This window comes from Microbulbifer mixtoriginis (SeqCode), assembly GCF_052466765.1.
On the sequence record NZ_CP174289.1, the window covers coordinates 2,290,422 to 2,312,424 of the forward strand.

A 22,003-nucleotide genomic window follows, 5' to 3' on the forward strand; every position below is an offset into this window, starting at 1 on the left:
TCTTCCACAAGCCGCCGTATCAAGGATGAAAATGTGAGCCTGTCAGTTAGCTACACCCGTGCCCAGCTGGGTGTTAACGCCCCATTGGTCACCGTTGAGACCCACCTGGCCAACGGGCTCCCCGCCTTTCATATCGTCGGCCTACCCGAAGCTGCCGTGCGCGAGAGCCGCGACCGGGTACGCAGTGCCCTAATTAACAGCCACTTTGAATTCCCCCAGCGGCGTATCACCGTTAATTTGGCCCCCGCGGACCTACCCAAGGACGGCGGGCGATACGATCTCGCCATCGCTATAGGCATACTCGCCGCCTCCGGCCAAGTGCCTAGTGAGCCCCTGGAAAGCTACGAATTTATCGGAGAGCTCGCCCTTACCGGCGGAATACGCCAGGTCAGCGGCGCACTTCCTGCAGCCATCGCCAGTGCTGCCGCTCAACGCCTATTAATAGTACCGAAAGAAAACGGCAGCGAAGCCGCCCTGGCTGGCAGCGAAATCGCTAACGCCAACTCGCTTCTTGAAGTGTGTGCAGAACTGCATGGCCGGGAAAAATTACCCCGCGCCGAGCAGCAATTAGAGCGAGTAATTACACACACTGCAGACCTCGCTGATGTTCGTGGCCAGCTCAAAGCGAGACGGGCGCTGGAAGTCGCTGCAGCAGGAGGGCACAACCTTTTGTTCTATGGTCCACCGGGTACAGGCAAGACCATGTTAGCCAGCCGTTTGCCCGGTATATTGCCGCCTCTAACCAGCCATGAATCTATAGAAGTGGCGGCTGTGTACTCCAGCGCTGGATTACCCCACCAGAGTCACAGGCCCTTCCGCGCCCCCCACCACAGCGCCTCCCCAACCGCACTGGTGGGCGGCGGTAGCACACCGCGCCCAGGGGAGATTTCCCTGGCCCACCGCGGGGTCTTATTTCTGGATGAGATGCCGGAGTTTCCCCGCCATGCCCTAGAGATATTGCGTGAACCGCTGGAGAATGGCGAGGTGCGTATTTCCCGCGCCAGAGCGCAAGTCACCTTCCCCGCCCACTTCCAATTAGTGGCCGCGATGAATCCCTGCCCCTGTGGTTATTTGGGAGAAACTCGTTGCCGCTGTACACCGGACCAGATAGACCGCTACCGCAACAAGCTTTCCGGACCGCTGTTGGACCGTATTGATATGCAGGTGGAAGTTGGCGCAATGAGCGCAATACAGTTACAGGATTCTCCTCCCGGTGAGTCATCTGAGAGTGTGCGTGAGCGAGTCTGTAATGCCCGCCAACAGCAGTTACAGCGACAAGGAACAATCAATAGCTTATTAAAAGGGGCATCGCTGGAAAACCACTGCGCCCTAGGCGATACCGAAAAACTACTACTGCGACAGTCAGTAGAAAAACTTGGGCTTTCTGCACGCAGCTATCATCGAGTGCTTAAAGTCGCCCGCACTCTGGCGGACCTAGCCAAACAGGAAAGAATTGGTACAGCACAAATTGCCGAAGCGTTGGCTTACCGGAATCTAGACAGACGCCAGGCAAGCGTTCATACACATTAAAAGCTCTTTACGCCCTCTAAATCTCGAATATACCGCCAGAGTGAATTCTCATTGCTACAGAGCCATCAGCTGTATATTGCACTGATATTTGACAGGTCAAAAACTTTAGTTATCATGATAACTATATTATACGCTGCTGAGTTAACCTTATGAATAATCACCTATTCATTATTGCCAGAATTTTCCCCAAGACAGAATTCTTTGCGCAAGCCAAACAGGCCATCTTATCCATAGTGCCAAATACTCTCGAAGAGGAGGGCTGCCTGCAGTTCGCAGTGCACCAGGATGGGGAATGCCTATTTTTATACGAGGAGTGGCGCAGCCAGGAAGACTTAGAAAAGCATTACACCATGCCCTATATCGCTCCAATATTCGAAGCCTATCAAGAGTGGCTAAAAGAGCCGGTGGAGATCAATAAGCTCAAGAGACTGGCCTAATGTTTTTCCTCAAAGCTCTTCCCTCGCAACAAATGGTTGAAGGATATGCCAAACGTTTTTCAGTAAAAGATCCCACTGCCGTTCAGGGCGCACTTACCATGATGCGGGATGCAAGCCTACTTTTACGAGAGTTGGAGAGCTATTTTACTGAGCACGGAACCTCCCAGCTGCGTTTCTTAGTAATGATCGTCATCGACCGGGAGCCACAAAGAGACAGTTTACTAGCTTCAGAAATTGCAGAACGAATTGATGTTTCCCGGCCGGTAATGACACGAACCTTGAAAAGTATGGTGGAAGATGAGCTTATCGCTATGGAAGCAGATTCCAGCGATGGTAGGGCAAAATGTGTAGCACTCACCAAGGGTGGAAAACAATTTTTACAGAAAATTTTGCCTGGATATTTTAAGACAATTTCCAAATTTATGGAGGAACTGAACAAATGAAGGGACCGATAGTACACGCCCTGTGCATATGGGCATTGGTTTACCCCATTGTTACTCTATTACTTCTGGGGATACAGGCACTGGAATTGCAAATTGCAATTGGTTTAAAGGCTTTAATAATGACCGCCATTCTGGTCCCACTAATGTATTTCTATCTTGTACCAAAGGTACATCGCTTGTTAGAAACAAATTAAAAAAAAAGGGCATATTAAAATGGAGAAAACATACCCCAGCTTGGCAATCAAGCTGGGTATTTTTTAACAAATCTAGAACCCCAAAAATATTATACCTGAATAAAATTTATTACCTATCATTAATTGGAATCATTGACTAACATTTTCCCCTGCTTCACGCCAATGTAAATCTTATCGAGAAAACCTAAATCCTCTAGAGGATTGCCCTCCAACACTAAGAAGCTACCCTCAGCACCTTCGGCAAAGGTGCCTAAATTTCGCTCCGGAAACATCCACTTCGGAGTATCCATGGTCAAGAATTTAAGTAATACTTCTCTCGGTGCAATATCTAGAGAGTCCAAGTAGCGCATTTCACGAAGTACCGTACCGGAAAAATTATCACTCCCCATTAATAAAGATACGCCAGCATTACGTAAACGGGTAAGATTATCTCTCTGAATCTTCTGTATCTCACTCAATTCACCTTCTGAGTATTTGTGTCCAGTGGGCACACTAGCTGTTGCAATCAACTTTGTACCCTGCTCAGCAGCTAAAGCTATAGCAGTATCGCTCAAAACATAGTCCTGAATATCGAAGCCTTCGTTTCTGGCAATTCTATATCCGGGCAAATGACCCAAAACATCGACACCGGCTTTTATCGCTACCATAGCATCGTGGGCTGTATCTACATGGGCTACCACTGGAATTCCAGATTGGTGAGCACGCTCGACAATAACCGGCACCAATTTCGGATTTAGGCCATTAACGCCAAGATACTTCTTATCTCCGTGGCGCTCTTCGAAATTCTCACTGCCAACGAGAACAATTTTGAGAAATCTTGGCGATTTTTTTATAATTCCAGGCCAAACTCGGTCAAGATCTGACAAACTGTCAACGATTAGCAAGCTACTTCTACCATCCTGAATTTCTTTCTCAGTGGGGTTTGATCGATCCTTAAAATAAAAAGCAATCGGGTGACCATCCGAAGCAGTCATGCAATCTGACGCATACAAAACATCCATGGTATCTATACTACTGAACTGCGCCTTAATTTTCTCACCAAAGCTGCACATCTGCACGCTATAAAAAACTCCAGATTTGATCTGCAGAGGCCCAAAATTCTTGATACCCCAAGGGTTTTGTAGATTGTGATTATGTCCTTCAGCATAAGGCGGCACTACATACTTTCCACTGGCATCAAAGGTATAATCAACTTTTTGTGGTTTGGTCTTAGTCAAAGAGCCATTCTCGTCAACAAACCAAGTAGCTTCCTTAAAATCCGTCCCATCAAACCATTTACCTCCCACCACGGCATATGTAGTTTCACAAAAAGCTTTCTGAGAAAAAATAATTAAAAACACCCCATATAAAAAACGACCAATAAAATTTACTGAAACACCTTCAAATGATTTTGCTTTAAACATTATTAACTGCTAACTCTATTCATATGAGAACAATTCGAATTAATTTATTTTAAATAACTCATATTATTTACAACAAAAAAATCATTACTTCTAACTATTTACGTAGTTGTTGTTCATATTTTTCCGAAGCTGCATCGGAATATCCTTTACAGCCCACTCTTACTTTTCTGGTAATAGTATCCTGGAATACCCACCCACTTGCAGCCGGGTGAGGCGTAATGAGTAAATCACAAGGTAAATCGCGCACACGGGCGAAGCTTGTGCGGAAGTCCTCTACGATATTGGGGTAGCGGCTATTATCAATCAGTTGATAACCCGGCGCTGTAAGGCTATCCACATAAGCGATGTCTGTAGCTTTACCATCAACTGCATCTTCCCAGGTCCAGGCCATACTGCCCGGTGTATGGCCTGGGATAAAATGTACACGTAAACGCAAATTTCCCAGAACCACTTGCTCGCCATCATGCAGAATACGATCTGCCTTTATTGGCGGATATAAAAGTTCGTCGGCAAAGTGAATATCATTGGCACCACCGCGAGCCATTAACACTGCCGACTCGGCATTGGTTACTACCTGTGCACCAGTCACGCGTTTTAGCTCGGCTAAGGAACCTACGTGGTCTGCATGGGCCTGACTGTGCAAGATTAATTTGAGATCCGTGGGGGCGACTCCCAATCTCCGCATATTCTCCAATAAATGTTCAGCCGTCTGCTCCATGCCACCGTCAATTAGAATCGATCCCTCTTTGCCTTTTAATAACAGTGAGGTAATTCCCTCTGTACCTATTTGCCAGGTATTATCTGCTATTTTAAGAGGCGCTACTGGCTGGCGCCAGGATTCTGGCACTTTGTAGTTTTCCAGTTGCGGCAATACGGAGAAATTTTCAGCCATCGTGGTACTGGCGTAAACTGTCATTACTATCGCGGCTAGTTTGGTTCTTATATTCATCAATTGCTCTCTATTTTCTTTACACCGGATATACATCTGGGTGTTCCATTAAGTAAGGTATTTTCTATCCATCCAGCAACTCGTTCAAAAACCTCTCTTCGGTGATTCACACCATCGGTATCAGTCATATAGTGATCGTAACCGGGATACTCCCAATAAGTTAATTCACATCGCCCCGCGCTTGTATAAGCATCACGCGCTGCACGGCCGGAGCTGACAGGAGAGGACTTATCTTCTGTACCCTGAATCAATAAGACAGGAGCATGGCTATCTAATAAGCCATTAACTGGTACCCGATCGACAACATCGGCCCACCAGCGCATAGAATTCCCCCCCCAGACTTCTACACTTTCAGGATTCGTCCGTGCGTAAGCGAGTTTGGCATCGACTTCTATCGCTACGTGAGGAGGAACCAAGGACTTAAGTACCTCAGCAAAAGATTGCCCGAGGCCACTAGAGAAAACTACAGCCGCATCTGGATTTAATTTGGGGGCCAAACGAGCAACAACATCACCGCCTTCTGAGCCACCAAAGAGAACCAGCTTACCATTCCACCAGTCAGCTTCCTTTAACTCTTCGACTATTTGCACGATATCCCGAGCGCGCTGCTCAACGGTATGCTTCGCCACATAAGCCTGAGCGCAATCTTTAAATTGGTCATTGGGGCCATCCGCATGGGTAACCCCGTATTTCTCTACCAATAGCACGGCAAAATTTGGGGCAATCTTCTTAACTTGTTGTACTGTCTTATTCTTAATGGCAGGAAGACAACCTGAGCCCTGAGCGATCAGTAACAAGCCGTGAGACTCGCTGTGGGCAGGAAATTCTAGAGACCAATAAAGGGTTGAGGTATCCGGACGTTTACTTGTATTTTTTATGAACTCCGCATGAGCCATTGGCAAACTGATTAACAGCAGAATATTTATAAGGACAACTTTTATTGCCTTTAACCGAAACAGATTCATCATAAAACACCTCCATTTGCTTTTGTTTCTTATGTTTATTGAGAGTGCTGTTTATGACGCAAGTCCATTAAATAGGTTCCATTGAATAGCTTAAAGACTATTTATAATTTTAATTTAAACCGCTTATTAGGGTTTTCCGCCTATCTGCTCCCACCAGGTATCAAACGAGAGCCGATACAAACAGTGAGGCCGCAGGGGGCTGTTTTCCGGTACCAGTGGATGGTCAAAGATTGAGGCGTCACGACTCATACCCAGGCCATGCATCATTCTTTGTGAAGGAAGGTTTTGTAATGCGGTACACCCCACTACCTCAGTAAGATTTAATTGTTCGAATGCTACCGCAAAGACAGCCTTGGCCGCTTCACTGGCATACCCCCGCCCCCAGAAATCCCTGATGAAGCGGCAACCAAGTACCACACTTGGCGAGAAAGGCAACTCCGCCGAAGCATGTTTAATACCAGCGAAACCAATAAATTGTCCATTCTCTTTCAATACCACCGCCCAGTACCCCCACCCGTATACATCGATATGTTCCTTAAGGGTATTTAGAAGCTTATTACTTTTAGTTCGATTCAGAGTGCAGGGAAAGAACCGCATAACCCGAGTATCTGCATTTAAATGAGCAAAATCACTCCGATCCTCTTCTCGCCATTGACGAAGGACTAGTCGCTTTGAGTCAGGCTGAATCAATCTGGCCATTGTCTGGGTAACTACGCGCTGAGAAAATTTCTGGTAACACCTATACCATTAAGACCATTTTGAAGTAATGAAAGTCCAGTCAACTAAAAAATGATTAACTTGAATTTGGCGAACTTTTTCTACCTTCATAAAGCATCAAATGGACTAAGAGAAATGCAAACCGTTCTATATGTGTATGTATTCCTTTCCAGCAGAAATACACACCCTACGAAACATCTGATTGTGGGAAGATTTACCAGGGGATCACTCAATATTCATGATGCCCCTGGCTTTCAGAATGGTTCTCGATCAGACGCGGCTTCGCAGGAATGTGTTAGCCTTTCAAGACGTCACAATACAGAGTGTGAGTCACATAGTAAGCTGCGCAGGGAGGACCTTGAGGCCGCAAATGAATACGAAACTAATAAGGGGCCTCTTTTTCAGCAAAAGAGCACCCAGAGTAGATAAATTATTTGATTGAATGCTCTCTAAACCACTCATCAGCATTGATACGATATAAACAATGTTTTAACAAAGGGCTTTCGGTTGGAACCTGCGGATGTTCAAAGACAAGAGAATCCCGCCGCATGCCCAGCCGCTCCATCACCCGCTGGGAGCGAAGATTCTGAAGCGGCGTAAAAGAAACGACCTCACTGAGATTCAAAGTATTAAAAGCTACATCCAAAGAGGCTTTTGCGGCTTCACTGGCATAGCCTTTTCCCCAATAAGGGAAGGCCAAGCGCCAGCCAATCTCTACCGCCGGTGCGAAGGGCAAATCTTCAGTCACATTTTTCATACCGACAAATCCGAGAAACTCTTCGGTTTCTCTCAGCTCCAAGGCCCAAAAGCCCCAGCCGTATTTCTCAATATGCGCAATACTGCGATCCACACCGGCATCACTCTGCTGTCGCGTCAGCAATGCGGGGAAAAACTCCATCACCCTTGGATCAGCATTCATTTCAGCAAATACAGGCTTATCTTCCTCTCGCCACTGGCGCAGCTGTAAGCGTTCGGTCATGGGGTGTATTAATTCAGGCATGGAATATTCGCGCTATTCAATATTTTGTTTCTACTGAAAATCTACAGACGGTGCGACCATAAAATCGCACTGTTCCAGCCATTTTCGCTGCCCTGGATAAGCCGCTTCCTCAAAACCCAATTTCTGGTAGAGAGTCCGTGCCGCTAGATTAGTACGCAGGACAAATAAAGAGCACTCGATTGCATCCAGGGCTCTGGCTCCTGTTTGTGCAAGCTGTACTACCAGCGCACGCCCTAATCCGGCTCCGCGATGATTGGGAGAGACAATTAAGCGACTTAGGTGGCAGCGGCCCAGGTGTTGGTAATACTGCCCAAAAGCCAGCACATCACCGCTGCTGTCCTGAAGTGCGTAGCTGGGTAACTCCGGCCAACGGCAATCCTCCAAGAAGGACCTCCCCGCGAACGGAAACCTGAAATCAGGACCACCCCACTGTTGGCACTGCTCCCAATCAGGTAGCCAAGACATCAATGTTGGGAATTGCCACTCTTCCATTGGCTTCAGCCTCAAATTCTCCACGGCAATTCTCCTTAAAGTTACTTGCGACTCTTTGCCAGCCATCGATCTAACTGATCGGCAAAAGCTTTGCGGTCCGCCTGGCTAAGGGCCGGTGGTCCGCCGGTATGCACGCCGCTGGAGCGCAGGGTATCCATAAAGTCCCGCATATTCAGACGCGCGCGGATATTGGCTTTGGTATAGCGCTCCCCACGGGGATTAAGGGCTTCAGCACCCTTGTCGATCACCTCTGCTGCCAGTGGGATATCGCTAGTAATAATCAGGTCCCCTGCCTCGCAGCGCTGCACTATCTCGTTATCCGCCACATCAAAACCGGCTGTCACTTGCACGGAGCGGATATAGCGCGACGGCGGCACCCGTACCGCTTGGTTGGCCACCAACGTCAGTTCTGTGGCTGTGCGCTCAGCGGCGCGAAACAGGATTTCCTTGATAGCGACCGGACAAGCGTCGGCATCAACCCAGAGTTTTGTCATGGCTCTACAACCTCTTCGAGCGTATCGGGCGGTGCACCCTCATCGCATTTCTTGCAATTGAGCTGGAATCCCAGCATAGACTCGCGCCCCTGTTCAGTGATCACCCAGGGCCGGTTGGTCCAGGGAGGATTGTGTCGTACATGTTGGAAGTGGCCACAGGCGAGCTCCGCCACCCAGTGATTCTCTTCATCTAGGTGGTAGCCGGCGATGGGTTGTTGCATGGGGTTACACAAGCAGGGAATAAGGCGCAGTTATAGCCAATCCCAAGGGCAAAGTATACGTGTGGCCAGTGGTTCGCACTGGTACTGGGATGATTCGAGCCAAGACTGCTAGAATCTCCCGCTTTTCCGCGACGCGAAGATGCAGCCCCATCTATGACCCAGCTCAATCCCCGCCAATCCGAAGCCGTGAAGTATGTCGATGGCCCCTGCCTGGTGCTGGCCGGTGCCGGCTCCGGCAAGACCAGCGTAATCACCCGCAAGATCGCCTACCTGATCGAGCAGTGTGGCTACGCCGCGCGCAATATCGCCGCCCTCACCTTCACCAACAAGGCGGCACGGGAGATGAAAGAGCGGGTCAGCAAACTGCTGGCGGGCCCGGATGGCAAGCGCTCCAAGGCGAGTCACGGTCTCACCGTATCCACCTTTCACAACCTTGGGCTGAATATCCTGCGTAAGGAATACCGCGCCGCCGGCTTCAAGCCCGGCTTCTCCATCTTCGATGCGGAAGACGCCCGCGCCCTGATCAAGGAGCTGATGCTCAGGGATGGCGACCTGGATACAGACCTCTTGGATCGGGTACAAAACCAGATCTCCAATTGGAAGAACGATATGCTCACCCCGCGCCGTGCCCTAGAGCAGGCACAGAGCCCCGGTGAGCAAGCAATCGCGGTTGCCTACGATCGCTACTGCGAAGCCCTCAAGGCCTACAATGCCGTCGACTTCGACGACCTGATCCTGCTGCCGGTACAGCTGTTCGACAAAGATCCGGAGTTACTGCAACGCTGGCGCAAGAAGATTCGCTACCTACTAGTGGACGAGTATCAAGACACCAACAACTCCCAGTACCTGCTGGTGAAGCTGCTGGTGGGCGGGCGCGGCGGCCTCACAGTGGTGGGAGACGATGACCAGTCTATTTACGCCTGGCGCGGCGCGCGCCCGGAAAATATGAGTGCGCTGAAGACCGACTTCCCCAACCTTCGCCTGATCAAACTGGAGCAAAACTACCGCTCCACCAGCCGCATCCTCAAAGTGGCCAACCACCTGATCGCCCACAATCCTCACGAATTCGACAAAGCATTGTGGTCCGATCGCGGCCTGGGTGAGGAGATCCGCGTGCTCAAGGTGGCCAATGAAAATGAGGAAGCGGAGCGGGTCGCCAACGAGATCTTTCTGCAAAAGAGCCGTCGCGGCTGCAAGTTTATGGATTTTGCCGTGCTCTATCGCGGCAACCACCAAGCGCGCCTGATCGAAATGAAACTGCAGGAACACCAGGTTCCCTACCAGATGTCCGGCGGTACTTCCTTCTTCGCCCGCGCTGAAATCAAGGATGTGATGGCCTACCTGCGCCTGTTGGTGAATCCGGATGATGACAACGCATTCCTGCGCATTATCAATACACCGCGTCGCCAAATAGGTACTAGCAGCCTGGAAGCCCTGGGCAACTACGCCAAGGGCCGCGAGATTTCCATGTTCAAAGCCTGCTCGGAATTGGGCTTTAAGGAGCATATCAACGAGCAGGGCTACGAGCGCCTAAATCGCTTCGCCTTGTGGCTCGAAGGGGTACAGCGCAACTGTCGCGATACCACCGCCAATGGCGCCTTGCGTGAAATGCTGGAAGATATCGACTACGCCGGTTGGCTCTCGCAAAACGCTAGCAGCGAGAAAGTGGCCGAAAAGCGCATGGAGAATGTGTACTGGTTGCTGGAGAGCCTCAACAAGATTATGGAGGGCACCGACGATGAACTGGAGCAGGATATCCGCCTGGAACAGGCCATCTCCAAACTGATCCTGCGGGATATGCTGGAACGCCAGGAAGAAGAGGAAGCCACCGATAAGGTGAGCCTGATGACCCTGCACGCCGCCAAGGGCTTGGAATTCCCCCACGTGTTTATGATCGGTATGGAAGAGAACTTACTTCCCCACCGCAACAGTATTGAGGATGACAATATCGAAGAAGAACGCCGCCTCACCTACGTGGGTATCACTCGCGCCCAACGTACCCTCACCATGACCTTGGCGGGCAAGCGCAAACAGTTTGGCGAAACTCAGGACACCACACCCAGCCGTTTTATTGACGAGCTGCCGGAAGAGGATGTGTTGCTAGAGGGATTTGGCAAGGCGACACCGGAGCAGAATCAGGCGAAGGGAGAGGAAACTTTGGGGTCTTTGTTGAGTATGTTTGATTGAGGCCGCAAATGCGACCTCAGTCAGCAGCAAGGAATCTCTATTCTGAGATGATAACAACAGACCTAGTTTGTGGGTCAATCTCAGCCACACTGTTAGGATCACTTAATTTAGCAAAAAGACGATTACCTGCTTTTGCAAAAGCTGTAATTCTATACTTAGTTTCATTCCCAAAATACTGCTTTTCCTTCATTTGCTTTTCTTCTAAATCAAATTCGAAATAGCTTGCAGACTCACCCCATGTTGGAAACAGTAAGCTACCCTCTTGAGAATCAAAAAACATACTAGTTGAATTGGGGAAGTTCAGAGAGGACTCACTGCTATGTAATATCTTTCTATCCCCTGTATCTAAGCTAACTTCATATATAGCTCTAACGCCACTACGTGGAAAGCCAAGGGCATATACAATAGCCTTATCAAAATCTACTTCTATATCTGATAAACCATCCCATGTCGGGCCAGTACCATGCTCTTCAGTTCCATCGGTCAAAATGGTTCTATTTCCTGTAGATAGGTCAACTTTCAATAGTTGCTTCCAAGGGTTAATGATTACGGCTGTTGTTCCTTGAGCATCAACTTCCACGTCCGAAGGATATTCAAGTAAAGTACAACATCCAATATCATTTCCCGCTGATATTGCCCTATCTCCCGTTTGAGCGTTTACAACCTTGATATCATTACCACCAGAGTCTGCAACAAAAATGTTACCCTGTTGGGAAATAGACAAATCATTAGCATGAGAAAATTTAACACCAAGACCATGATCTGGACCAGAAATCACCTTACGATCTCCACTATTGATATCAATAGACATTATTTTTCCTCCTCCATCTGACCACACCGAGGAAGTTAATGTAACTAAGTAATTATTAATAACATCGTACTCAAAGCCAAGAACAGAAAATCCTGTAAGTGATGGACCTTTACCGCGAAAATTTCGTGAAACTTGGGTAATACTTCCGGTGTTCAATATCACCTTATAGAGTTGCCCAGAAGCCTGAGACAGTATATAAGCAGTATCGTTTACACGATCAACTTGCAAGGAGGCCAGTCCAAAATCGGCAGAAATAAAACCTATATCTCCCATGTCAATGATTTTGAATATATTATTATCATTTAAATTCAAACCATATAAGTTTTCAGCTCCATCTCCAGAAAGCTCTGAACTAGCTAAAAAATACAAAATAGGTTTATTCGGATGTGATACTGCGGCTCTTACTCGAGTAATTTTTTCAGGTGTGTCGTATAGATTCTTATATAGATTTCTGTCTCCTGAATTCAGATCGATCATATATAAAAAAGATTGGATCTGCCCCCAAACAGCAGTATCGGAAAATGCATACATATTCTGATTATTGATCACAACTTTAGTATCAAACTCCAATTCTGGGCCTTCCCCTTTATTCGCCCCAGAAACTGAACTAAAAACACCTGTTATAGGATCAAGCACTTCTATTTTGCCAGAATTATTCCAATAAACTTTCCCTGAAATCTCATCAACATCAATACTGGCAAATTCTGTTTCCACTTCATACTTTTCTAAAATCCCTCCGGTATCTAACGATAATTCTGCAAGATACTCCGAAGTCGTCACATACCATTTATTGCGAACCTCATCTATTGTCATCGCAGTAATTAATGGCAAATCCCCTTCAAAGCGGTTAAAAGAAAAATTAGAGAGCTGGATCTTTGTCGGATGTGGCCCTGCAAATAACCGACTATTCTTTGAATCTATTGCCAGAGCTCCATAAGCCCTACGAGCGAAACCATCATGAGCATTTATTCTCAATGGCTGTAAAGTCGTCTCATTCCCTCCAGTATCAAGTACTTTAACCACAAATTCTGCAGTAGGTTTATCCACATTTACTTTCAATTTCCAGTTAGAAAAATTATCTGTGGTTTCAGTTAAAACACCATTAATGTATACACCTTTAATTTGTAGATCATCACTAGCAGTACCACGTAAAATAACTTCACGCTGGTAAGTCCATGTATCCTGAAAAGACGGGAATGTAATCGATACTTCAGGAGGTATCTCATCAGTGTTTACTGAATCAACTTCACCATCTGCTCCTGCTCCTGCTCCTAAAGCAGCAGAATCATCAGGGACTTCCAAATTACTACCACCTCCTCCACCACTACAAGCGGCCAATACAAACGATAGAGCAGCAAAAGAGAAGAGTTTCCCCAGCTTCATGCGTAATTTCCTTGAGTTGTTGTATACATCTAACTTACAGGCAGGCGCGGATAATACAGAGTTATTACGTTAGTAGGGATTAAATGCCTAATTACGGCTTATCACAGTTACTACTGCAGCTTATCTGACACTGAATTTTCTTATAGTCATTTAAGACAAGTTATATCATTTGGTTTATACGACATTCGATAAGCTTATTTGAAGGTCCAGGTATTAGCTGGAAATGACCGAAAGAAAAAAGCCGATTAGAGGAAGGTGAGTTTTGTTTAGGAGAGAAACAAAAAAGGCCGCTTAATATGCGGCCTTATCTATAGCGAGTACACAGCTTACTTACTGTTATCCACCATATAATCAACCGCAGCCTTCACTTCGTCATCGCTACAATCCATACACAGGCCCTTGGGCGGCATGGCATTGATACCATTGATGGCATTGGTGTAAAGAGTGTCCATGCCCTTGGCAATACGCGGTGCCCAGGCAGCGGCATCACCAAACTTAGGCGCGCCCGCTATACCCGCCGCGTGACAGGTAGTACAGCTCTTGTTGTAGATATCTTCACCACTGCGGGCACCGCCACTGGCAGCTTCCGGGGCAGCCGCTACTGCCGCCGCACACTCCTCGCCCTTCATACAGGTCTCACCCGCCGGAGCGATACGCTGTTCAATTTCCTGGTCAACAGACTGGGCCACTGCCGCAGCCGCACTGACGGCCAGTGCCGCCACAATACCCAAAATGCTCTTCATGCTATTCCCCCAAAGGGCCGAAGTGAGTTGGCCCGTAGACTATCGATTTACTGCCGCAAACTTCCACGCCGCGCATTATAAGCACTGTGCCGCCCCCTGCCAAAGCCTGTGTAGAAGCGCCATAAGTCCTTTCACCCGCCCCCACCCTTCTGTATAATCCGCCTCCCATTGGCGCAGATAGCCAAAACCGCCCGTAGCTCAGCTGGATAGAGCGTCGCCCTCCGGAGGCGAAGGTCAGAGGTTCGAATCCTCTCGGGCGGGCCATATACAAGAAAGCCCGCTTATGCGGGCTTTCTTGTATATGGCTCACTCCCAGGTTTTGTTCGAACTCAGGTTCGACTCGGAGGCAGCAAAGCTGCCGTAGAGCAGCGAGCCCAACGGGCGAAGCTAATCCTCCCGCACACCACCCGCATAAGCGGGCTTCCTTATATATGGCAAGCTCCCAGGCTTCGCTCGAACTCAGGTTCGACTCTAAGGCAGCGAAGCTGCCGTAGAGCAGCGAGCCCAAAAGGCGAAGCTAATCCTCACGCACACCACCCTCTTATACAGGTTATGCAGGCTCCTTTATATATGGCTCACTCCCAGGCTTCGTTCGAACTCGGGTTCGACTCGGAGGCAGCAAAGCTGCCGTAGAGCAGCGAGCCCAAAGAGCGAAGCTAATCCTCACGCACGCCACCCTCTTATGCGGGCTTTTTTTGTATATGGCTCACTCCCAGGCTTCGTTCGAACTCAGGTTCGACTCTAAGGCAGCAAAGCTGCCGCAGAGCAGCGAGCCCAAAGGGCGAAGAATCCTCACACACACCACCCGCTTATGCGGGCTTTCTTGTATATGGCTCACTCCCAAGCTTCCTTCGAACTCAGGTTCGACTCGGAGGCAGCATAGCTGCCGCAGAGCAGCGAGCCCAAAGGGCGAAGCTCATCCCCTCTGATTACATCAGCTTCAGACAAACTTTCTTAGATAGACATATTTCGGCTGCGGCCAGCCACAAAAGTCTATTAGCAGCCCTACCCCAACGGCACCCCCAAAGGCTCAATCACCACCTGCTCCCCCGCTTCCACACTACCACTCTCTCGCGCCAAAACGATAAAGCAGTTAGCAGCAGCCAAACCGGTAAGGATATGGCTTCCCTGAGTACCGACAGGCTCCACCACCAAGGTTCCATTCTCATCAGTGCGATAAACACCCCGTTGGAAATCGGTACGGCCGGGCTTTTTCTTTAGGGGTTTTAACAGTTTTGCCTGTAAGGTCTGCGGGCCAGTCCACTGATCGCCTTTCATCACACTCAGGGCCGGCACGGCCAACTGGTAGAAAGTAACCAAAGCGGAAACCGGATTGCCGGGTAAGCCAAAGAAAGGGGTTCCCTGCAGGAAACCAAAGGCAAAAGGTTTGCCTGGCTTCATCGCTACTTTCCAGAAGCCGATCTCTCCCAGCTCTTCCAACACTTCACGGGTGTAATCCGCTTCGCCAACGGAGACTCCACCGGAGGTAATAATGGCATCGGCCTCTTGGGAAGCGCGTTGTAAGGCATTGGTGATGGCCTGTTTGTTATCGGGCAAAATACCCAAATCCAAAATTTCCAGATCCAACTGATCGAGAGCAGCCAATAGAGCGATGCGGTTGCTATCGTAGATATCGCCCTTGCCCAGGGCTTCGCCGGGCTGGCGCAGTTCATCACCAGTGGAGAAAAGTGCGATTACTGGTTTGCGCACTACTGCCACTGTGCCAACACCGGCAGCGGCGAGCAGGGCGATATGGGGAACGCTAATACGCTCTCCGGCCTTAAGCAGGCTAGCTCCTTCGGCCACATCTTCACCGCAGCGGCGAATATGATCTCCAGGGCGAACTTCACCGTTTATACTTATCGACTCTTCCTGGGCATCGACATTTTCCTGCATCACCACCGTATCCGCACCGGCGGGTAATGCGGCTCCCGTCATAATGCGCACGCAAGTGCCCGGGTTCACCACACCGTCAAAAGGTGCTCCGGCAAAAGATTTGCCGATCAGCTCCAGCGGCAAGCCACTGGCCAAGTCTTCAAAGCGCAGGGCGTAACCGTCCATCGCAGAGTTGTCGCAGGGCGGTAAGTTTACTGTGGAGATAACATCCTCAGCCAATACTCGACCGGCGGCTTTTGCTAGGGGCAAAGTCTCAGTGCCACTGATTGGATTCAATGCTTCGAGAAGTTTTTCACGGGCACTTTCTATGGGCATCAGACCCGGTTGGCTACAGCAGTCGATAGTGGGCATAGAGAATTTCTCTTACTTCAGTCCTTTGCGATTGGGGCAGAGTGATCAGTGGTTTCGACCCTGGAAATCAGGGCGTCTTTGATTGACCATCCACACAGCGGCTTCCACACGGGAGCGCATCCCCAATTTCTTCAATAAGTGTTTAACGTGCACCTTCACTGTTGCATCACTAATATCTAATTCGCGAGCAATTAACTTGTTACTCAGCCCATCGGCGATCAATTGCAGTATCTGGTATTCACGGCTTGTGAGAGAGGAGAGGATATCCGCTCCGGAGTTATCCGGTTTGCGCAGTGCCGAGGCGAGAATTTCTGTGAGGCGCTGGCTAATTGCAAGCTTGCCATGAGTAGCCAGAATGACTTGTTCAAGAATATCCTCGGGCTCCATATCCTTGAGCAGGTAGCCATCGGCACCGGCGCGGATACAAGACACCACGTCGGCATTATTATCAGAAACGGTGAGTATCACGATACGCGAGGAAACATCTGCAGCACGCATTGCGCGCAGTGTATCCAGCCCATCCATACCGCGCATATTCAGGTCCAGCAGAATAAGGTCCGGCTCGTGTTGCTTGGCCAGCACCAGCGCTTCCTCTCCACTACTGGCCTCGGCCACCAGCTCCAGGCCGGGCTCCATTGCAAATAATTGTTTAAGGCCTTTGCGAAATAGCGGGTGGTCATCGACCATCATTACCGTAGCAGAAGAAATCATAGAGAGCCCCGCTTCAATTTGAAAATTGGTTTAAATCTGTACAGTGACTTTACCATAGCGTCCCACCTCGGCACTTACCCCCTAAGAGGTAGCTATTACTCCAGGGCAAAAGGGTTACTTCCTGTTGGTAATTGAGTAGGCTCAAACCCCGGCCCATAGTGGCTGTACGAATCATTTCGAGGAGGAGTGGCCGCCGTGTCTGACATCTACGAGTGGGCCCCGGAGGACAGCAAATTCTGGCAGTCCAAGGGCAAGAAAATCGCAAACCGGAATTTGTGGATATCCATTCCCAGTTTGCTGTGCGGCTTCGCCGTGTGGCTCTACTGGGGCATTATTACCGTTCAAATGCTCAACCTTGGCTTCCCCATTGCCAAAGCCGATCTGTTTACCCTAATGGCCATCGCCGGCCTCACCGGCGCTACCCTTCGAATACCCAGTAGTTTCTTTATTCGATTGTTCGGTGGGCGCAACACTATTGTATTTACCACAGCCCTGTTGATGATCCCAGCACTCGGCACCGGTATCGCCCTGCAGAGCAAGGAGACTCCACTGTGGGTATTCCAGTTGCTGGCGCTGCTGTCTGGTATCGGCGGTGGTAACTTCGCCTCTTCCATGTCCAATATCAGTTTCTTTTTTCCCAAGGAAAAGCAGGGGTTGGCGCTTGGTCTGAATGCAGGCCTGGGTAACTTCGGTGTTACCACTATGCAGATCCTGGTACCGCTATTTATGACTTTCGGTGCCTTCGGCGCTGCTGGCGGCGATCCCATGACTTTGGTGAGCAGCTCTGGCTCACTGATCGGCAAGATACCGGCCGGTTCTGAAGCGTGGATTCAAAATGCCGGTTTTGTATGGTTGCTGTTCCTGATTCCGCTGGCCTTTGTGGGCTGGTTCGGCATGAACAATCTGCGCACCGACGAAGTCACCCCGGATGTGGGCAGCTCTATCGGCGCGATGATGAAGATGACCATGATGTTGGGAATCGGCCTCTTCACCGCAATCACAGGTCTGTGGCTGCTGCTTCCCGAAGCGGCCAATGGTTCAGGCTGGGGCGTGCCCAAGGAAATCGTGCTGGTGCTGGTAATCACTGCCACCGTGTTCGGTTTGAAACTGCTGCCCGGTGAGATCAGAACCAGCCTGCAACGCCAATACCGTATCTTCAACAACAAGCACACCTGGGTAATGAGTGTGATTTACACCATGACCTTCGGCAGCTTTATCGGTTTCGCGGCAGCCTTCCCCCTGGCTATCAAAGTGATCTTCGGGTACAGCCACGTGATGGTGGACGGGGTTATGACTCACGATACCATCAACAACAACGGCCCCAGCGCCCTGATGTACGCCTGGATGGGGCCATTTATCGGCGCCCTGATTCGCCCGGTAGGTGGTTGGATCTCCGACCGTATCGGCGGAGCCCTGGTTACCCAAATCTGTGCCGCAATCATGGTGGCTAGTGCCCTGGGTGTGGCCTATTACATGAAGGCCGCCTACGGCTCAGCCACGCCGGAAGAGTTCTTCCTGCCCTTCTTCCTGCTGTTCCTGGTGCTGTTCGCCGCTACCGGTATCGGCAATGGTTCTACCTTCCGCACCATCGCCATGGTGTTCCCGAAAGAACAGGCAGGTCCGGTATTGGGATGGACCTCAGCAGTTGCCGCCTACGGTGCCTTCTATATTCCCAAGGTCTTCGGCGAGCAGATCAAAGCCACTACCCCGGAATACGCCCTGGCAGGCATTGCCATCTTCTACGCGGTTTGCCTGGTGGTTAACTACTGGTTCTACCTGCGTAAAAACGGGGAGTTCTATAACCCTTAATTCAGTTTCACTCACGGGATACCGTTGCTTCGGGGAGGTTTTTACCTCCCCTTTTTTATGATGCACTGGTGGAGAAGCGATACCTTTTTCTACAGCCATTTCCATCAGCCATTTTAAACCTCCATATTCCGCAGAAGTTTTCAGTACAAGATTATTCAAAGAGAAATAAGAGGCTTACAAACCGGCAAGACTACCGGCCTTAAACTGGGCAAAGTAGGTAGTGCCCTCACGCAGTTCTAGACGCTCGCAGGAGAGACGGGAAATATCTGCGTAGAACACCTGATCAGCAGCGGCTAACTGCAGGCGAATGCGGCCATCGGTAAGCTTCTGCTTAGCAACTAAAGTTACCGGCAGGCAATTGAGGATACTGGACAGGCCCGGCTTCTCTACACTAAGGCTGATATCTCCAGCTTCCAACAGAAAAGCAGCGGTATCGCCTTTTCGATAATGGCCTGCCACCCTATCTGCAAAGATGGAAATCCCCCCTAAATCCAAAGTCAGCAGACCATCGTTTAGGGATTCCACTCGCACTTCAATCCTGCTCCGACAGCTATCCCCTACGTCGTGGCTATCCAGGCGCTGGGCAACTTCAGGTAAAGGAAGTGGTGCGAACAAATAGGCAGAATCCATCCAAAAACAGCGCTGGGCTAACAGCTGGATTTCATCAAAGTCATGACTGGTCCAGATCACCAGCGCCGGATATCGGGCCCAGAAATCCCGTAGGGTCGGCAATAGGCGCCGCAGTACCTGGGCACGGTCAACCGCTGATAGTGGCTCATCAAATAATTGCAGCGGCGCGTTGTTAAAAAGCTGGCGCAATACAGCCACACGCTGGGCCTCTCCACCAGACAATAGCTCCACCGGCTGATATAGCAGCGGTTCAATACCAAAAGCCTCTAACAGCCGACCACACTCTTCCTCGGGCAGTGGCCTGCGGCTGTAACGGCGGGCCAGTGCCAGGTTATCTGCCACCGACTGGCCGGCAAACAGGCGGCTGTCCTGAAAGCCCAAAGAAAGCGTTCTTTTGTGGGTAGCCAGGGCGCGGCGTCCGCGCTGCCAAACCGTATTGGCAAAAGTGATATTGCCACGGCAGTGGCGCTGGCCAGCCAAAGCAGCCAGTAATGTGCTCTTGCCGCTGCCGGAGGGACCGGTAAGGCCAAAAATCCCAGAGGCAGGCAGCTCTAATTGCCAGGGAGCCGCAGCGTTAAGCGAAGTCACCAGCCTTGTAACACTCAATCCGGTGGAATCAGAAGTGGTAGACGCAGTACCGAATAGGGGTAAGGTGATTTCCATTAGCCCAGCACCCCCATTACCGGTTTAGCCTGCTCGTTGTTTGATCCGCGCGGGGCCAAACTATGTCCCAGCCACCGGGCAGCGAGTAGCAGTACGGTAGTAATTCCCATCAACATCAAAGCCAGCCGGTGCGCCGCACCGTATTCCATCGCCTCCACATGTTGATAAAGAGCGATAGACACCACTTGGGTCTCACCGGGAATAGCGCCACCAATCATCAGCACTACCCCGAACTCACCCAGGGTATGGGCAAACGTTAAAGCGCAGGCACTCACAATAGCGGCGCGACTCGCCGGCAAAAGAACTTTTAATAGTGCCGCCCAAGGCGGTATACCCAATGCTGCGGCAGCCTGGGTCAGGCGCTGGCCATTGGCATTAAACGCGGCCAACAGCGGCTGCACCATAAACGGCAGGGAATAAATCACTGACGCAAACACCAGGCCAGTGAAGGAAAACACCAAGGGGCCATCAAAAATTTGTGACAACCACTGCCCGGGCACATAGTTAGGGGAAAATAAAAGCAGTAAATAAAAACCCAACACCGTGGGTGGTAGTACCAGCGGCAGGGTAATTAATACCTCGATACCGTGGCGCCAGCGGCTTTGCCATTGGCTCAATTTCCAGGCCAAGGGCACGCCGATAATAAACAGCAGTAAGGTGGTTAAGCCGGCCAATTTTAAAGTTAGCCACAGGGCCTGCCAGTCGGCAGCGGCGATATTCATAAGCCACTCCCTCCATCTCTACTTTGATATTGAGTCGGTAAAACACCGTAACCCAAGTGGTGTAACTGCGCCTGCACTTCCCCTGAACGCAAATAGTTAGCGAGGGATTGCGCCTCTTTAGGTCGGCGACTCTGGGTGGGAATCAGCAGCTGCTGTTCAATGGGTTTGTACAAATGCTGCGGCAGCAACCAGTAGTTATCGCGGCCGGCTGCTTGCATCTGGCTGGCGGCGACAAAGCCCAGCTGCGCATTGCCGGAATCCAGCATTAAATAGGCTTGGCCTGCATTGTGGGCCCGGGCCAATTGAGTTTGTTTTTTCTTCCACAAATCCAGGCTTTGCAGCGCTTGCCGTGCGGCACTGCCGAACGGCGCTACTTTCGGATCGGCTAATACAATTTTATCGGGCCAGGTTTGCAGTAACTGCTCGATATTCGATTCCGATTTTGGGTGCCAGAGAGCCAGTAACCCCAGGGCGTAAGTCTGACGACTGTTGGCCAGTGCCCCACCCTGCTTTTCCAACAGTTCAGGTCGCTCACGATCCGCAGACAGGAATAAATCGAAGGGCGCGCGGTGCGCTATTTGTTGGTAGAGCACCCCGGAGCTGCCACTGCTGATTTGCACCACACAGGCATGGCGACGCTCAAATTCTGGCAGTACCTCTTCCAGTGCCGGGCGGAAGCTGGCCGCTACCGCCACCCGCAAGGTGCAGTTATCCGCATTAACCGGTAGCGCGATGGACACCAGTAAAGCGGATAGCAGCAGGCTCAGCCGGCGGACCACTTTTCCATCTCCGCAGCATCGCTGGCCCGGGCTTCGACCCAGCGCTCTGAAGGCTTACCGGACTCATCCGCAACCGCTTCGCGCTTCCAGAAAGGCGCCTCAGTTTTGAGGCGATCCATAATGTATTGGCAGGCGGCAAAGGCAGCCTGGCGGTGGGGGCTGGTAACGCCGACAAAAACAATCTCATCGTTGATCTGCATGGGGCCAACCCGGTGGACGATAGTCACACGCCCCAGGGACCAGCGATCGCGGGCATCATTGATAATCCGTTGCAGGCTTTTTTCCGTCATGCCCGGATAGTGTTCCAGGGCCAGGCCGCAGACATCACTACCGGCATTGAAGTCCCGCACCGAACCCACAAACAGGGCGCAGGCACCATCGCCACTGTTGCCTTGCAGCGCAGTATATTCAGCCGCTACGTCTAGGGGCGTTTCACAGACTTCAATACGATCAACGGCTTTCATATTGGCACC

22 protein-coding genes and 1 tRNA gene are annotated in these 22,003 nt (G+C 50.3%); 7 read left to right on the top strand and 16 right to left on the bottom strand.

What is annotated here, in order from left to right; translation table 11 throughout:
* The first annotated feature begins 33 nt into the window (after positions 1-33).
* The 4 genes from ACJJIV_RS10065 (at position 34) to ACJJIV_RS21520 (ending at position 2,604) form a co-directional block, all read left to right on the top strand.
* Positions 34-1,530, top strand: a complete 1,497-nt coding sequence (locus ACJJIV_RS10065; RefSeq protein WP_444891591.1) for a YifB family Mg chelatase-like AAA ATPase — start codon at positions 34-36, stop codon at positions 1,528-1,530.
* 149 nt (positions 1,531-1,679) lie between these two features.
* On the top strand, positions 1,680-1,967 hold the full coding sequence (locus ACJJIV_RS10070; protein ID WP_444887763.1) for a putative quinol monooxygenase: 288 nt from the start codon (positions 1,680-1,682) through the stop codon (positions 1,965-1,967).
* Complete coding sequence (locus tag ACJJIV_RS10075; protein WP_444891592.1) at positions 1,967-2,410, top strand: MarR family winged helix-turn-helix transcriptional regulator; 444 nt, start codon at positions 1,967-1,969, stop codon at positions 2,408-2,410. The genes ACJJIV_RS10070 and ACJJIV_RS10075 overlap by 1 nt, the downstream gene beginning before the upstream one ends.
* Positions 2,407-2,604 carry a putative antibiotic biosynthesis monooxygenase gene (locus ACJJIV_RS21520; protein ID WP_507021893.1) on the top strand — a complete coding sequence of 66 codons (198 nt, stop codon included), beginning with the start codon at positions 2,407-2,409 and terminating at the stop codon, positions 2,602-2,604. The genes ACJJIV_RS10075 and ACJJIV_RS21520 overlap by 4 nt, the downstream gene beginning before the upstream one ends.
* Positions 2,605-2,723: 119 nt before the next feature.
* On the opposite strand, the gene ACJJIV_RS10080 is transcribed toward ACJJIV_RS21520, so the two are convergent.
* The 8 genes from ACJJIV_RS10080 to ACJJIV_RS10115 form a co-directional block, all read right to left on the bottom strand.
* Positions 2,724-4,007 carry an amidohydrolase family protein gene (locus ACJJIV_RS10080; protein WP_444891593.1) on the bottom strand — a complete coding sequence of 428 codons (1,284 nt, stop codon included), beginning with the start codon at positions 4,005-4,007 and terminating at the stop codon, positions 2,724-2,726.
* 94 nt (positions 4,008-4,101) lie between these two features.
* Entirely contained in the window at positions 4,102-4,950 is an 849-nt protein-coding gene (gene bla, locus ACJJIV_RS10085; RefSeq protein ID WP_444891712.1) for a subclass B3 metallo-beta-lactamase, read from the bottom strand.
* Between the two features lie 5 nt (positions 4,951-4,955).
* Positions 4,956-5,924 carry an alpha/beta hydrolase family protein gene (locus tag ACJJIV_RS10090; RefSeq protein ID WP_444891594.1) on the bottom strand — a complete coding sequence of 323 codons (969 nt, stop codon included), beginning with the start codon at positions 5,922-5,924 and terminating at the stop codon, positions 4,956-4,958.
* A gap of 123 nt (positions 5,925-6,047) precedes the next feature.
* Positions 6,048-6,620: a GNAT family N-acetyltransferase gene (locus tag ACJJIV_RS10095; RefSeq protein ID WP_444891595.1), complete on the bottom strand. Its 573-nt coding sequence runs from the start codon at positions 6,618-6,620 to the stop codon at positions 6,048-6,050.
* Between the two features lie 448 nt (positions 6,621-7,068).
* Positions 7,069-7,638, bottom strand: coding sequence for a GNAT family N-acetyltransferase (locus tag ACJJIV_RS10100; protein ID WP_444891596.1), 570 nt, complete (start codon positions 7,636-7,638; stop codon positions 7,069-7,071).
* A gap of 30 nt (positions 7,639-7,668) precedes the next feature.
* A complete protein-coding gene (locus ACJJIV_RS10105) occupies positions 7,669-8,154 on the bottom strand; it encodes a GNAT family N-acetyltransferase (protein ID WP_444891597.1) in 486 nt (161 codons plus the stop codon).
* Positions 8,155-8,171: 17 nt separating this feature from the next.
* Entirely contained in the window at positions 8,172-8,624 is a 453-nt protein-coding gene (locus tag ACJJIV_RS10110) for a YaiI/YqxD family protein (RefSeq protein WP_152450565.1), read from the bottom strand.
* Positions 8,621-8,845 carry a DUF3565 domain-containing protein gene (locus tag ACJJIV_RS10115; protein WP_444891598.1) on the bottom strand — a complete coding sequence of 75 codons (225 nt, stop codon included), beginning with the start codon at positions 8,843-8,845 and terminating at the stop codon, positions 8,621-8,623. The genes ACJJIV_RS10110 and ACJJIV_RS10115 overlap by 4 nt, the downstream gene beginning before the upstream one ends.
* A gap of 153 nt (positions 8,846-8,998) precedes the next feature.
* Between ACJJIV_RS10115 and rep the strand changes: the two genes are divergently transcribed.
* Positions 8,999-11,032, top strand: coding sequence for a DNA helicase Rep (gene rep, locus ACJJIV_RS10120; RefSeq protein WP_252084133.1), 2,034 nt, complete (start codon positions 8,999-9,001; stop codon positions 11,030-11,032).
* 37 nt (positions 11,033-11,069) lie between these two features.
* Here rep and ACJJIV_RS10125 read toward each other — a convergent pair whose 3' ends face one another.
* Together ACJJIV_RS10125 and ACJJIV_RS10130 are read right to left on the bottom strand one after the other, a co-directional pair.
* Positions 11,070-13,226, bottom strand: coding sequence for a hypothetical protein (locus ACJJIV_RS10125; RefSeq protein WP_444891599.1), 2,157 nt, complete (start codon positions 13,224-13,226; stop codon positions 11,070-11,072).
* 326 nt (positions 13,227-13,552) lie between these two features.
* Positions 13,553-13,969 carry a c-type cytochrome gene (locus ACJJIV_RS10130; protein ID WP_252084131.1) on the bottom strand — a complete coding sequence of 139 codons (417 nt, stop codon included), beginning with the start codon at positions 13,967-13,969 and terminating at the stop codon, positions 13,553-13,555.
* A gap of 187 nt (positions 13,970-14,156) precedes the next feature.
* Between ACJJIV_RS10130 and ACJJIV_RS10135 the strand changes: the two genes are divergently transcribed.
* Positions 14,157-14,233: transfer RNA gene (locus ACJJIV_RS10135), tRNA-Arg, on the top strand.
* 741 nt (positions 14,234-14,974) lie between these two features.
* On the opposite strand, the gene moeA is transcribed toward ACJJIV_RS10135, so the two are convergent.
* On the bottom strand, positions 14,975-16,216 hold the full coding sequence (gene moeA, locus ACJJIV_RS10140) for a molybdopterin molybdotransferase MoeA (RefSeq protein ID WP_444891600.1): 1,242 nt from the start codon (positions 16,214-16,216) through the stop codon (positions 14,975-14,977).
* Between the two features lie 45 nt (positions 16,217-16,261).
* The gene (gene narL / locus ACJJIV_RS10145) at positions 16,262-16,927 is read right to left on the bottom strand and encodes a two-component system response regulator NarL (protein WP_444891601.1); all 666 of its coding nucleotides are present in this window, start codon (positions 16,925-16,927) and stop codon (positions 16,262-16,264) included.
* A 195-nt stretch (positions 16,928-17,122) separates the two neighbouring features.
* Here narL and ACJJIV_RS10150 point away from each other — a divergent pair, with 195 nt between their 5' ends.
* Entirely contained in the window at positions 17,123-18,736 is a 1,614-nt protein-coding gene (locus ACJJIV_RS10150; RefSeq protein WP_444891602.1) for an MFS transporter, read from the top strand.
* Positions 18,737-18,910: 174 nt separating this feature from the next.
* Here the strand turns inward: ACJJIV_RS10150 and ACJJIV_RS10155 are convergent, their stop codons facing one another.
* Genes ACJJIV_RS10155 through moaE form a run of 4 tightly spaced genes read right to left on the bottom strand, consistent with a single transcriptional unit; the run spans position 18,911 to position 21,994 of the window.
* Entirely contained in the window at positions 18,911-20,029 is a 1,119-nt protein-coding gene (locus tag ACJJIV_RS10155; protein ID WP_444891603.1) for an ATP-binding cassette domain-containing protein, read from the bottom strand.
* A complete protein-coding gene (modB, locus tag ACJJIV_RS10160; protein ID WP_444891604.1) occupies positions 20,029-20,751 on the bottom strand; it encodes a molybdate ABC transporter permease subunit in 723 nt (240 codons plus the stop codon). Before modB ends, ACJJIV_RS10155 begins: the two co-directional genes overlap by 1 nt.
* Positions 20,748-21,530 carry a molybdate ABC transporter substrate-binding protein gene (modA, locus tag ACJJIV_RS10165; protein WP_444891605.1) on the bottom strand — a complete coding sequence of 261 codons (783 nt, stop codon included), beginning with the start codon at positions 21,528-21,530 and terminating at the stop codon, positions 20,748-20,750. Before modA ends, modB begins: the two co-directional genes overlap by 4 nt.
* Complete coding sequence (moaE, locus tag ACJJIV_RS10170) at positions 21,515-21,994, bottom strand: molybdopterin synthase catalytic subunit MoaE (protein ID WP_252085941.1); 480 nt, start codon at positions 21,992-21,994, stop codon at positions 21,515-21,517. Before moaE ends, modA begins: the two co-directional genes overlap by 16 nt.
* Positions 21,995-22,003 lie beyond the last annotated feature (9 nt).